This is a genomic window from Parasphingorhabdus sp. (assembly GCF_039982415.1).
Taxonomy (GTDB): domain Bacteria; phylum Pseudomonadota; class Alphaproteobacteria; order Sphingomonadales; family Sphingomonadaceae; genus Parasphingorhabdus.
Map to the genome: position 1 here is coordinate 17,665 of NZ_JBDWYL010000006.1, position 13,553 is coordinate 31,217.

Here is a 13,553-nt window from a genome sequence, read left to right on the forward strand (position 1 = left end):
GACTACGCGTAAGTAAATTTAAATTGTTCGAGTCAAGGCATTTTGTCAAGCAAGTAGTTCCCAATAAAGAAACTAAACTTATTCAACATATTATCGGTATTTAGGATACGATAGGAAACACTGCTTCAATGAAACCATCAATATATCTCGTAGCCTCGAAATTGCCCGGCAATCTCTTCATCATGCCCAAGCCTTCGGGTGAATGGTTGCGCGAGGATATGGCCCATTATCGCGCCATGGGGATCAACACCATTATCTCCATGCTGGAACCGCAGGAGGCATCAGAGCTTTCTCTGGTCGATGAGGGCGCGATCTGTCTGGAAAGCGGTATGGATTTTGTCCAGTTTCCGATAACGGATCGCGGGCTGCCCGAACCAGAGCCTTTTCAAAATCTGGTGGCCGATATCATCACAAGGCTCCGCAATGCCGAAGATGTTGCCGTGCATTGCCGGGCGGGCATTGGCCGGTCCGGAATGGCGGTTTGCTGTGCGCTGCTTGGCTTTGATCATTCGGTGGAAGAGGCGGTCGCACTGACCAGCAAGGCCCGCGGTGTTCCCGTGCCAGACACAGCGGAGCAACGGGCGTTTATTGATCAGGTGGCACTGGCGTTACGGTGACAATCCCATCATTAAAGCGCCCTAATCCAAATCATTATATTTGCGATAATGGTCATATTCAGAGAAATAGCTTTCATATTCCGGATAGGGAATACCAATCACGCTGATCTGGATTTCGGCCAAATTGTCTGAATAATCCTCGATATGAACACCCTGATGGACTATCTCGCCATATTCGCTCGACCGAACGATCAGGGTTAGGCCATTATAAGCGATAAATTCACCTTCAATACTATTGGCATGCCGAATGCGGTCATAGGCCTCGGTGGGAACAAACGCCCCCATCGCCACACCCATGGGTGGATCAAGCTGATCCAAATTGCTGCGCCCGATTAAAATCTCACCGGAAAAAATCTCTACCTGCATGGCGCTTGGCTATCGGACGGATGGCGCGTTGGCAAATTCAAAACCCCCTTTCCTACAACCCCCAGTCTTTGATACACCGGCTCGAATCAAAGGAACATATCAGGAACGAAAGGGCTGCTCCCCCCATGGAAAATGATCCGTCTGATGACAGGTCCCCTCCCGCCAACCTGCCCGTCCCCAGCGAAGAGGCGCCGCCGCCGCCTCGCGAAAAGCCGTATCGCGTGCGCCATGATGGCTGGACGGCGGAGCGGCAGAATATTTTTATTGAATCGCTGGCCAAGACGCGCTGCGTGCGGGACGCCAGCCGCATGGCGGAAATTAGTGCGACCAGCGCCTATCGCCATCGCAAGCGCAGTCCGGCCTTTGCCGAACGCTGGGCGCTCGCGCTGCGCCGGGCGGAAACGACCATTGGTGAGGTTGCGTGGAAGCGCGCGGTTGAGGGGGTGGAGGAAGATATCTGGTATCATGGCAAGGTCGTGGGCCAGCGCACCAAATATGCCCATGATATGCTGCGCCTGCTCTATCAGCATGACACCAACAGCGCCGGCCGCGATGCGCGGGGGCGGTTTGCGCCCGCCGGTGAAGCGGGGGGTGATGCGGGTGTAGGCGCAATGATCGCCCAGCAGCAGCCTGCCCTGCCCGCGCCGGGGTCGGATCCGGATTGGGCGCCCCCGGAACAATCTCAGGACCGGCTCGCGGAAAAGCTTCAGGCGATTAGTGACAAGTTGGTCCGGGCGGGCAGCCGCAGTCTCAATATCCGCACCGGTCAGGGCATGACCCATGAACTGGTCGATGCGGTCCAGCGCTTTGTCGCGGGCGGGCGGGTGATGTTGCCGGAGGAGATGAAATGGCTTGACGGCGAGGCGTTTGAACAGGCCAAGGCGGAATTTCTGGCGCGGCATCCCGGCGGGGTGGCGCAAGATGCGCGCGGCCGGGCGGTGCCCGAAAAATTGCGCACCGAGCGCGGCGGGGCGGATTTCCTATCGCGGCGCGGCTAGACCCCCAGGATCAACGTCGCGCGCAGGCCGCCTTCGGGGCGGTTTTCCAATGTCACATCGCCGCCTTGGTCGCGCATGATCGCGCGGGCCAGCGTCAGGCCAAGGCCCGAGCCGCCGGTCGCCCGGTTGCGCGATGTCTCGCCGCGAGCAAAGGGTTCGAACATCGCCTCGATCTGATCGCCTGCGATGCCGGGGCCTTGGTCATCAATATGGATGGCCAGCTTATCCCCATATTTGTCCGCCGGTTTGTCCCCCGCTTTGTCCCCGCTTTTATGCGCGTGGTTATCCACAGGTTTATCCCCTTGCTTATCCGCCAGCTTATCCCCCTGCTTATCCCCCCGTTGGTCCACCGGAATATCCCCCGGCTTTTCCACAATGATGGTGGCGCTTTGGCCATAAGTCACGGCATTGCCGATCAGATTGCGCAGCGCTCGGCGGATCAGAGTTGCGCGAATGGGGGCGGTGATCCGGCCGCTGCGGGTGAAGGACACGGCTTTGCCTTGATCGGTAAACTCATCGGCGACGGTTTCAATCAGCGCGCTGATATCGGTGGGCAAGACCGCTTCATCGCCGCGGCCGAGCCGGGCCAGCGACAGGATATCGTCCAGCGTCCGGTCCATATCATCAATTCCAGCGATCATTTTTTGCCGTTGCTCGTCATCTTCGACGCTTTCCACCCGCACCCGCAAGGCCGCCAGCGGGGTGCGCAGGTCATGGCCAATGGCGCCGAGCATGACGTCTTTCTCGCCCAGCATCGCGTCGACCCGGACATTCATCGCGTTAAAGGCGGCGATAAGCTGGCGCGTATCGGGCGGGCCGCTTTCGGTCACAGCGGTGCGCTCGCCGGGCTGGGTATTTTGCGCGGCGCGGGTGAGCGCCTGCAGGGGACGCGAAATATTCCGCCCGAGCCAAATGAGCGGAAGCAGCAGGATCAGATAAATGACCAGGGTCTGGACCACTAAGCTACGCAGCAAGAGCGGATTGCGATCGCGCACCACCGCGGCAATATTCAGCCATTGCCCGTCGCGCAGCTGCGCTGCCATCAGAATATAGCCATCGGTCAGATCTGGCCGGTTGCGGATCCCGACCGCGCGCAGGGCCTTTAACCTCCCGCGCCCATGGCCCACGACATTGTCGATCAGCGCCGGCGGCAGCCTGTCAACTCGGGCCGCTTCGACTTTTTGCACCACCACGCCCATATTCTCAAAGGCCAGAATGGCGCGGTCTTCAACGGCCGGCAAGCGGGGATGCTGCGGATCGATGACGCTTTGCGCGGTCATGCTGGGGCGATTGCGGCGGCGGCGCGGACGATCCTCCCGGCCGCGGCGCGGGGGCCGGATCCGGCCGTCGTTCATCCGCTCAATCTCGCCGGTAATCCGGCCAACCGCCGATACCGAGGCTTCAATGATTTTTTGATTTTGTGCGCCGCGATAGAGCAATATGATATTAATCGCTTGCGCCACCAACAAAGTGACCGCGACCAGCAAGAGCAGTTGCCCGATCAGGCTTTTGGGCAAAAAACGCGTCATAATATCGACACGTCTCCGGCCAGCACATAGCCGCCGCCCCACACGGTTTTGATAATTTCAGGGTTTTTCGGTTCCGCCTCAATCTTGCGGCGCAATCGGCTAATCTGATTGTCGACCGCGCGATCAAAGGCATGGGCTTCGCGGCCCTGGGTAATGTCCAGCAACTGGTCGCGATTGAGCACTTGTCCGGCCCGCGACAACAGGGCCAGCAACATGTCATATTCGCCGCTCGACAAAGGCACTGTAACTGCCTCACTATCGATTAAACTGCGCTGATCGGTTTTCAATGTCCAACCGGAAAATTGATAAATTGTGCCCTGACCCGCCGGCACTGACTTGGTGCCGCTGAGCCGGCGCAAGACCGTTTTGATGCGGGCGACCAGTTCGCGCGGGCTAAACGGTTTGGTGACATAATCATCGGCCCCCAATTCCAGGCCAACCACCCGATCCAGCTCCTCGCCTTTGGCGCTAATAAAAATTACCGGGATTTCAGTTTTTTCCCGGACATGGCGGCAAAAGCTCAATCCGTCTTCGCCGGGCATCATGATATCGAGCAATATAATATCGAAGGTGAAGGCATTCATCACTGCCCGCGCTTGACTGGCGTCGCCGGCTTGCTGCACGCGAAAACCCTGCTTGGCGAGATATTCGGCCAAAGGTTCGCGCAAACTCGCTTCGTCATCAACCAATAATATATGCGTCTGTCCGGACATGGGTTTCACCTAGCATAGCTGGCACAAAAAGGAACGGACCACCGGCGACCAAAAGGGGGAGAGAGCTTGCCGGTGATCCGTTCACAAAAAAGCGGTTCAGGGATTAACCGCCTCTTTTATTCCGTCCGCCGCGGCGCGCTTCGCGGGCGGCTTGGCGTTCTTCAGCGGTCACAACACCATCGCTGTTGCTGTCGATCTTTTCAAACCGGGCCAATGCGGCCGCTTCAAATTCGGCCTTGCTGACCATTTGATCACCATTTGTGTCGGCGCGCTGCAACATTTTGCCATGACGGCCCTTGCCGCCGCGTTTGCCGCCCCGTTTGCCACCGCGTTTACCGCGCATCGCCTGCATTTCTTCTTGGCTCAACGTGCCATTGCCATCGACATCGGCTTTGGCAAAGCGCTCGGCTTTGCGTTGCGCCCGATAGGCTTCCATTTCAGCCTGCGAAACGCCGCCATCGCCATTGCTATCCATTTCGCTGAAGCGTTTGGCTTTGCGCGCTTCCCGGTCGGCTTTGGAAATTTGGCCATCCTGGTTCACATCCATTTTGGTCCAGCGCTCTTCCAAAGAAGCGGTCAATTCAGCGCGCGTGATTTGATTGTCATTATTCGCATCGGCGCGCATCATGCCTTTGCCGCCGCCAGGAGCCGCAATGGCAACACCGCCCGCAACCAAAAGAGCCGCTGCGCTCGAAATTAATAGTGTCTTTTTCATTTCATTCATCCTTATCCGTTCATTTCAGGGGGCCATGTTTCCATCGCCATGAACATCCTTCTAGAGGACATATGTCCCTGAAATTTGTCAGAATAGGATAAAATTGTCGCAAATTGTATCAATCCTCCCCTCCCGTTCATGGGATGGACAGGTTCGAGAAAAGATCGGCGCGCGGCGCGCCGGATCAGCTTTTCATATAAGCGTCAAAAGCATCTTTATATTCCGGGTGCCATCGCGATGCGGCTGGCCGATTGCCCGCCTTCGAGCATTTTCGGAATGAACGAATGGCAACCGTTAATCACGCCGCCCAGATTTATTGCCATGGTTTCTTGCAAAGCGTCCCGGCTTTCCCAGGGCGCACCGACGGGTAAACCCATACCAGCATTGTTCATCAGACAATGCACCGCATCAAATTTGGTATAAACCGCATCGCAAAATTCTTGCATCTGATCGGCATCCGAAACATCGCATTGCTCGGCCATAATATGAACGTCGGCATCGGCCAATGCGGTCAACTCCTGTTCCGCGGCGTTCAAACTGTCGCGATTACGATCCGCCAAGGCGACATGCATTCCAGCCTCAATATAGCGCCGCGCAAATTCCAATCCCAATCCGCTGGCACCTCCGGTAATCACCGCAGTCTTGCCTTGCATCCGCCATGTCATCGTTATTCTCCCCTTTTTAGTAACAGTATCGTCTAATCCGGCCGACGGCAAAATTTCTTCGATCCTGCGGTGCAGATCATCGAAAATTCGCATTTTGCCATCGCATTGTGCAAGAAATTCGCATTTTGCAATAGGCATATTTCCAAGCTTAGCATGTGATTAACCAGCCAACATATTGATAAATATATATTTACATATTCTGGCACGCCAGCTGCATTGTTGGTCCTGTGCACTTCGCGGCACGGGATGGGTCCGACAGTTAAAGGAGAAAGAAATGCCAGACACATGCAATTATACACATTCCAATGCGATAGAGACGGTAGAAATGGCGCCTGCGACCAAGCGCTTTAAATATCAAATCAACGCCGACGATCTGAACCGCATCGAAGCGGAAAAACGCCGAACCGGTAAAGGGTCGCGAGGTCTGTTGCATGCCATGCATCATGCTTACCCCCCGGAATTATCAGCGGATATGATCGACAATTGGATGTCTGGCCGAACCAAAAAAGCTTATTGGGAACATGTGCATTGGGTGCTCGAGCGCTACGCCATTTTACCCACCAAAAATACAGCTGCAGTTTAACCAATCATGTCCAACGCGTGATCCTGCACTTCTACGGCGGGCTGCCTGAAAAAGTCAGCCCGCCCTTACCCTTTTCGTTTCTTTCAAGATCATATTTTAGGAGTAACCAATGAAAAAAATCATCATATCAACCGCAGCGTCAATGGCTGTTTTATCGGCGTCACCGGCCATGGCGACGACGATATTTCACTATGACGATGCCAATCGTATTACCAGTAACCGTGCCGCCGGTGGGGGACCGAGCGGCCGGTTAACTGTCGATACAGCAACAACCATTAGCCGGATCGGCTTTCTCAACGATCTGTCATCGGACGGCAAAATGAAATTTTTCATCTTTGATGCGGTTACCGGGGCCAATTTGTTTACCTCGGCAACAACGGCTTTTATCGATGATGGCGAAAGCTATAAATGGAGCGACAAGCTGCAATTCACGTTCAAACCCGGCATGGTATATAGCATCGGTGCCGCGAGTAGTGTGAGCACCTTGTTCGTTTTTGATCGCACAGCCAATTCCATCGATGGATTTAACTTTTTGACCGGTAATCAAAATCTCCGGGATGCTTTTGAAAAGGTCACGCTCGACACTAGGCAAAATTGTTGCGACGTCGCCACCGCCTTTGAAATTGGCGGATTGGCAGCCGTACCCGAACCCGCAACCTGGGCTTTTATGATTTTTGGCTTTGGAGCCATTGGCGGCGCTCTTCGTACGCGGCGCAAAGGCGATGTGAAGGTGAGTTACGCGTAGGACCAGGCTCGTAACCCAAAGCTTCTCATATTCGCTTCACCCGCGAAGCAGGAATGGAAATAGGACTCTGGTGGGCACCGAGAGAGTCTGAAGGGCTCAGCCGCTCCAGCCGGGGCCCGTTTTCCCTTCCTGCAAACTTTTGACCTCACCCATATCTTTGGGTGGGGTCAACCATTGGGGCTTGTCTTTTTTCACCCAGTTTAGAATTTGTGCGGGAATATCTGCTTGGCGTTCCACACGCCAGGATTGTAAATGGGTAACAACAATCTGACCGCCTGCCCATGCCGGCAATTTGCCATAACGCTGCCAAGTCATTTGGTGGGGTTCTGAGACGCTGCCTTCCGGATGGAAGAAAAAGTCGTAATTTTCCCAGGCCTGATATTGCTGTCCTGAGGGAAGCGGAAAATCCAACCAGACAGAGGCATTATATAAATAGCTATTGCCCAATTTGCGAAAGGGTATGCCATTTTTGGCTTTGATAAATTGTTTGCGCTCGCCAACACCTTGTTCGACATCACCGTAAATCAAATCGTTCTCCAAACGGTAGCGGATCAGCTGATAAGGATAGGCAATAGGTTTCACCTTATTGCCCTTATATTCAGTAATAACCTCTCCGCTATCCTTATCGGTATAAGCAAAGGTTTTGCGGGTGAGATGGACAATCTCTTCGCCCGGATTTTTGGGCCAGATCACGGTGGAACTATCCATTCCGATCAAGCCAAAAAGTTTCTCACCGGAAGGATAGGCATAAACCCCACCATCAGACACCCAATGTACCGGTTTCCCGGTTCCCGCGCGCCCGTTTACCCATGTCCGCAAAGCATCTGGCGCTTGTTGATAGGATTGCGAAGCAAGATTGGCTTGCGCCCGTTCGTCAGTGACGGCAGCGGCCGGGCTAAGGCTTGATCCTGCGATGAGCAATGCTGCGATGATATATTTCAAAATCCGTCTCCACTTTTGGCACGATTATAAGATGAGCAGCGGCGATCTTAATGGCAATCGGATCACGCGACTATATTTGTCCGGACAAATTAATGCGGTCTGGCAAAGAATCAAGCGCAAAGGTGATCACAGCGCTCACATTTTTCCGCGCGCTCAGGCCAAAGGCTTATGTTTTCCCGCTTCAAAGGCCTCAGCCAGTTTGAATTTCTGTATTTTGCCAGAACCGGTGAGCGGCCATTCGTCTATGCTGATCCAATAGGACGGCGTTTTTTGCGGCGACAAGCGATCCCGGATAAACGCTTTTAGCGCCCCTGCATCCAACACCTGGTTCGAACCGCTGCGGAAAAAACAGGCCACTTCTTCGCCCCATTTTTCATCGGCAATTCCGACCACCGCCACTTCATCAATGGCTTCATGTTCGAGCATCGCATTTTCAATTTCAGCAGGAAACAGATTTTCGCCGCCGCGGATGATCATTTCTTTGACCCGGCCGGTGATCTTGACATAGCCGCGCGCATCCATACGCCCGAGATCGCCAGTATGAAGCCAGCCATCCGCATCAATGGCGGCAGCTGTTGCTTCGGGATTGTCATTATAACCCAGCATCACGCTATAGGCGCGGGCACAAATTTCGCCTTGCTGGTCGACAGGTACGACCGCGTTACTATGCGGGTCACGGATCGAAATTTCGGTATGCGCAGCGGGCTGACCGATGGTTTCAGTAAGATCTTTCAGCGAGTCATCATACCAAGCCTGGGTTAAAACCGGAGATGTTTCGGTTTGGCCATATACGATTTGGATCGGTGCATCGAACACCGCTTTGGCATCGCGGCAAAGCTGCGGCGCCACCATTGACCCGCCGGACATGATGCGTTCAACCGACGACACGTCCTGCCCCGACTGGCGCACTTCTTCGATCAACGCGACCAACATGGTCGGCACACCCAGAATGAATTTTGCCTGCGCGCTTTCGATCACCTTAGCCATTGTCGCGGGATCGAACATGGGCGCCAGCAACATCGTCCCGCCGCACCCCAGACCGCCGAGCACCAAAATAGCGCAACCGGTTGTGTGGAAAAGCGGCATGGTGTGAACGAAAATATCGCCGGGCTCCATGCCCCCGCGAGTCATTGTATCAATACCGTTGCGCACCAGTCCATTATGATGGAGGACCGCGCCTTTCGGAAAGCCGGTGGTTCCCGATGTATATTGCAATTGCACCGGGTCTTCAGGCTTAGGTGCACGCAAGCTACCCTCCTCTTCCCCTGCATAAAGCGCGGCATGATCGGTGAGCAAAATACGATATTTGATCGCCGGAATTTCATCGCAAACGGCATCCGCAATTTCCTGCATCGGATTGCCGCGAAAATCGGCGACATAATAAATAGCCTCGCTGCGCGATTGCTCGAGCACATATTTTAATTCTCGTTTCTGATAGGCTGGATTGACCGTCACCAAAGTGACTCCGGCCAATCCGCAAGCCAGTTCGAGCAACACCCATTCCGGGACATTATTCGCGTAAACCGCTACCCGTGCACCTTCATCATGCCGGCTGGCCAAGGCTCGGGCGAGACGCTCACAATCGGCAAGCAGCTGTGCATAAGTCCAGCGGCGCTCAATCGTGCCTTCATAGGTGAGTTCCTGCAAGGCCGACTGGTCTGCTGCCTTGTTCACCGAATGGCGCAACATGTCCCCGATGGTCATCGCTTGGGGTTCGGGCCCGCCTTGCGCTGGAAAATAGGATTCGGTCAGCGCAACATCATACATAGGCGATCTCCTTAAAGACGCGCAGGCTAATCGCTCAAACAGGCCCTGTCCAGCAACCGCGCTCCGGCAGCAGGGATCATCTGCGCCGCGACCATTTGCGCGCGATTAATGGCGTCCGGACAACAACGTCACCAATATGATATAGGGTCTGTTTGAAGGCTCATGCCTGCTGATATCTGGAGAGAGATTTTGGCGCTTGTGGAAGAGTTTATCGCCGGGCGATTGACGTTGCGCCGCCGATGATCGCCTTTGCCGCTGCGCGTACCGATCCCGCCCACAATATTTCCTTCATCCGATTCGTTCAAAGATGATCAGATTGAATCAATCATCGCACAATTATCTGCAGCCACCGAAGCTTATCATCAAGCCGATGGAACGATGTACGCGCCTAGCGCTGCTCATATCCTGGTGGTGGAAAAAGCTTAGCCGGATCACCAAAACCAGAATCTCGGCACGGCCCAAAGAAGAAGCCCAAATTCTGCACCTATTTACATCTCCTGATCGCACCGACTTAAGGCTTCAGCCAGAGGCGCCGTTCGGACTGCGAAACCGCTCTCATTAATTAGGTATATATAATTGGTATGATGATTTAATCCACTTTGGCATGCATAAAAGGTTGACACTACGCTAATCAATCTCCATTCCCCTCCCCATAAAAATAAACCAGGGAGAATTAGGATGCTTTGCCATTATGCTGGCGCTCGCAAGATACAGCGCGCTTCTATCACCAAAATTTTATTGACCGGTTGCGCGACAGCAGCCTTGTCCATGCCTGCCTTCGCTCAAGAGCAAGAGCAACCGGCGGCCGTAGAAGAAGACAATACTATTGTCGTTTCCGGTATTCGCGGCACCATTCAAAATTCTATCGAAGAGAAACGCATTGCCACCGAAGTGTTCGATGCCTTGTCGGCGGAAGAAATTGGCGATCTGCCCGCTTTGTCCATTGGCGAAGCGCTTGAAACATTGACCGGAGCCGGCTCCCATCGCGAGCAAGGCGGTGCGACTGAAATTTCCATTCGTGGTCTCGGGCCTTTTCTCGGATCGACCGTCATTAACGGACGTATCGCGACCAATGGTAGCGGCGATCGTTCCGTCAATTTCAGCCAATTTCCATCCGAATTGTTCAACAAAATCGGCATCTATAAAACTCAGGCTGCGAGCTATATTGAAGGCGGTGTAGCCGGCCAAATTGCGCTCGAAACTGTCCGGCCACTAGATTATGGCAAACGGCGTTTCCAAGGGAATTTCAAACTTAACGCCAATCCCGACAATCTCGATATTGATTCAGATCAGCGGTTCCAGAAATTCGGATATCGCGCGACCGTCAGCTATATTGATCAATTTGAAATTGGCGGTGCAGAGCTTGGCATTTCTCTTGGCTATTCACGCAATAAAACCACCAATCCAGAACAAGAAGCCAATGTCTCGAACACTATTCGGGCCTGTGTGCTCGATCCGACAACCACCAGCGACGGTGTTTTTGATGATGGCAATTGCGACACCAGTGGTACCACTATTGCCGGCTTGCGGGATGGATCAATTACCGATGATTTTGTCATAGCGCGCAACAGCTATGCCCTGCGTTCCAACATTACCGATGATACCCGCGATTCTTTCTTTGGCGCGATCCAGTTCAAGCCGAGCCCGGATGTAAATATCAATGCCGACTTCCAATATTCGAAACGCTTGTTTCGGGAACAGCGCAGCGATCTCAACTTTGCTGAAGGCCGGCGGATTGACGGTCCAGGCGACCCCAATCGTATCGACCTCGACCTGATTTTCACGGAAACGGGTGCGTTGCGCCAGTTCACCGGTGAACAGCGGATCGAAGCAGTGAGTGAATATCTTGAACGTGATGAGGAATATTATGGCGGCGGCTTGGCGATTGATGTGCAAGCCAGTGACCGGCTCAAACTGTCCTTTGATGCCTCCTATTCGCAAACCCAACGGATTGAAGAAGCTGTACAAATTCGCTTCCGCACCGAAGATAATGAGTCCATTTTTGGCAATACGGATGCAAACGGAGATCCGTTTTTTCCCAATGCTTTCGAAAGCGATGGCAGTTCCACCAATGACCGGATCGAGACCGCGGTTCAAATTCGTCAAAATGGTTCGCAAGCTCTGAACTTCTTCACCCAGAATTTCGATGTTACCGATCATACGCTTTTTGCCAATGACCCCAGATTGCGTGCTGATCTTGAGCAAGATCGCTATAACAGCGTATGGGCTCTGCGCGGCGATGCCGAATATGAGTTTGATGGCTTTCTATCTTCCGTACAAGCCGGGATCCGCTTCCAGGAACTGGAATATCGGGATGTGCCAGGCGCCTCAAACGGCACGAGCCGGTTTGAGAATACCTATAATGATACAGATGGTTCTGGCGCCCTATTTATTGCCAATCAGGAATGTCGCACCAATTTCCCAGAAAGCGGCTTTCTGTCTTCCGTATCCGGCGGCAATCCTCTGATTACCAACTTGGACGATGCGGGTAATGTGATCAGCACATCCAATACATTTGCGACATTTGATGCGCGCTGTATTGCGCAGGTTCTCGAACGCGAGGATCCATCTGGTCTCGAATTTGATTCCGATGGCAATGTCATTTTCCCAACGGGCGACTTTGACTCCATCCAGAATACCGATCTCACCGAAAAAACCTGGGCTGGCTATTTACAGGCCAATTTTAACGGAGATTGGGGCAGCACACCGGTGCGCGGGAATATCGGCTTGCGGGTCATCAACACTGACGTGCGCTCAACCGGTTTCCGGGGCACATTATCCGCTTCATTTAACGCGAACGGGGAGCTGATTGTCACCGAAGACACCAGTTCGCTGGTCGCTGTATCGGGTGGTAATTCCTACACAGAATTCCTCCCCAGCCTGAATTTCGTGGCGGACTTCCAACCAGATTTGCAAGGGCGCTTCGCCATTTATCGCGCACTGTCTCGGCCTGACCCATCCAGTCTCAGCTTCGGCCGAACCTTTAATGCACTTGCAGATGACACGGTCACATCGGTTGCGGATGCTATTGGTACGGCCAATGCGACCGGCAATCCTTTCACCGAACCGCTTTTGTCATGGAATGTCGATGCCGGGATCGAATGGTATCCCAATGAAGACACGATCCTTGCCGTCAACGCCTATTATAAGAGCTTTAACGGCGGCTTTGAGACGGTCGGTCAGAATGAAATTTTCACCGTAGACGGTCAAGATTTGCAAACATTGGTGACCACGACGCAAACCAGCGATGATACAAGTACCATCTTTGGTGTTGAAATTACCGCAGCCCATCGTTTCAGCTATTTGCCGAAACCGCTGGATGGTTTGGGCTTTAAGTTGAGCTATAACTATGCCGATTCCAATTTCGAATTTGAGGATGACACTCTGGGAGCAATCACCACCGTCAATGCCGATGGCACCACATCGGCCAGCAATGGACTCATTCCTCCTTCAAATCTGTTCGGATTCTCGAAACATGTTCTGTCGGCCCAGCTCTACTATGAAATTGGTGATTTTGATTTCCAAGGGGTCTACAAATATCGCAGCAACTATTTCCAACAATTTGTTTCGACACCGGGCCGCGTTCGTTATGTGGATAATGTCGGAGTGTTTGAAGCGCGCATTTCTTACGATCTGACCCGCAATGTGAAATTCACCCTGGAAGGCATTAATCTGTTTAACGAACCACGGACCAATTTCCGCGGGGCACCAGATGATTTTGGCGCGATCCAGGTTTATGGCCCTCGCTATTTTGCCGGTGTTCGCTTTAAATTCTAGGTCCTAAATTATGCGGTGCGACCGGGGTGCAAACCGGTCGCACCAATATCATCATTATTGACAGACCAAATTGGTCGACAATTTATAGGGGATTGCGCTAGATAGTTGAAAAAGCGATCGCAATTAGATGGAACGG

Annotated in this window: 12 protein-coding genes; 5 read left to right on the forward strand and 7 right to left on the reverse strand. The window is 53.4% G+C overall.

What is annotated here, in order from left to right:
• Window positions 1-128: 128 nt before the first annotated feature.
• On the forward strand, window positions 129-617 hold the full coding sequence (locus tag ABJU74_RS05825; protein ID WP_348383984.1) for a hypothetical protein: 489 nt from the start codon (window positions 129-131) through the stop codon (window positions 615-617).
• Window positions 618-638: 21 nt separating this feature from the next.
• On the opposite strand, the gene ABJU74_RS05830 is transcribed toward ABJU74_RS05825, so the two are convergent.
• Window positions 639-983, reverse strand: a complete 345-nt coding sequence (locus ABJU74_RS05830) for a hypothetical protein (protein ID WP_348383983.1) — start codon at window positions 981-983, stop codon at window positions 639-641.
• Window positions 984-1,291: 308 nt separating this feature from the next.
• On the opposite strand from ABJU74_RS05830, the gene ABJU74_RS05835 reads away from it, so the two are divergent.
• Window positions 1,292-1,981: a hypothetical protein gene (locus tag ABJU74_RS05835; RefSeq protein ID WP_348422839.1), complete on the forward strand. Its 690-nt coding sequence runs from the start codon at window positions 1,292-1,294 to the stop codon at window positions 1,979-1,981.
• On the opposite strand, the gene ABJU74_RS05840 is transcribed toward ABJU74_RS05835, so the two are convergent.
• The 4 genes from ABJU74_RS05840 to ABJU74_RS05855 form a co-directional block, all read right to left on the reverse strand.
• A complete protein-coding gene (locus tag ABJU74_RS05840) occupies window positions 1,978-3,510 on the reverse strand; it encodes an ATP-binding protein (RefSeq protein WP_348383981.1) in 1,533 nt (510 codons plus the stop codon). The two genes, ABJU74_RS05835 and ABJU74_RS05840, sit on opposite strands and share 4 nt — an antisense overlap.
• Window positions 3,507-4,223: a response regulator gene (locus tag ABJU74_RS05845; protein ID WP_348383980.1), complete on the reverse strand. Its 717-nt coding sequence runs from the start codon at window positions 4,221-4,223 to the stop codon at window positions 3,507-3,509. Before ABJU74_RS05845 ends, ABJU74_RS05840 begins: the two co-directional genes overlap by 4 nt.
• Before the next feature lie 103 nt (window positions 4,224-4,326).
• The gene (locus ABJU74_RS05850) at window positions 4,327-4,938 is read right to left on the reverse strand and encodes an EF-hand domain-containing protein (RefSeq protein ID WP_348383979.1); all 612 of its coding nucleotides are present in this window, start codon (window positions 4,936-4,938) and stop codon (window positions 4,327-4,329) included.
• A gap of 215 nt (window positions 4,939-5,153) precedes the next feature.
• Window positions 5,154-5,603 (reverse strand): SDR family NAD(P)-dependent oxidoreductase, encoded by a 450-nt coding sequence (locus tag ABJU74_RS05855; protein WP_348383978.1) that lies wholly within the window; start codon window positions 5,601-5,603, stop codon window positions 5,154-5,156.
• Window positions 5,604-5,877: 274 nt separating this feature from the next.
• On the opposite strand from ABJU74_RS05855, the gene ABJU74_RS05860 reads away from it, so the two are divergent.
• Window positions 5,878-6,186, forward strand: a complete 309-nt coding sequence (locus ABJU74_RS05860; protein WP_348383977.1) for a hypothetical protein — start codon at window positions 5,878-5,880, stop codon at window positions 6,184-6,186.
• A gap of 109 nt (window positions 6,187-6,295) precedes the next feature.
• Entirely contained in the window at window positions 6,296-6,931 is a 636-nt protein-coding gene (locus tag ABJU74_RS05865) for a PEPxxWA-CTERM sorting domain-containing protein (RefSeq protein ID WP_348383976.1), read from the forward strand.
• A 96-nt stretch (window positions 6,932-7,027) separates the two neighbouring features.
• Here the strand turns inward: ABJU74_RS05865 and ABJU74_RS05870 are convergent, their stop codons facing one another.
• Both ABJU74_RS05870 and ABJU74_RS05875 read right to left on the reverse strand, forming a co-directional pair.
• Window positions 7,028-7,873, reverse strand: a complete 846-nt coding sequence (locus tag ABJU74_RS05870) for a hypothetical protein (protein ID WP_348383975.1) — start codon at window positions 7,871-7,873, stop codon at window positions 7,028-7,030.
• A gap of 153 nt (window positions 7,874-8,026) precedes the next feature.
• The gene (locus ABJU74_RS05875) at window positions 8,027-9,640 is read right to left on the reverse strand and encodes an AMP-binding protein (RefSeq protein ID WP_348383974.1); all 1,614 of its coding nucleotides are present in this window, start codon (window positions 9,638-9,640) and stop codon (window positions 8,027-8,029) included.
• 678 nt (window positions 9,641-10,318) lie between these two features.
• Here ABJU74_RS05875 and ABJU74_RS05880 point away from each other — a divergent pair.
• On the forward strand, window positions 10,319-13,417 hold the full coding sequence (locus ABJU74_RS05880) for a TonB-dependent receptor (RefSeq protein WP_348383973.1): 3,099 nt from the start codon (window positions 10,319-10,321) through the stop codon (window positions 13,415-13,417).
• Window positions 13,418-13,553: the final 136 nt, after the last annotated feature.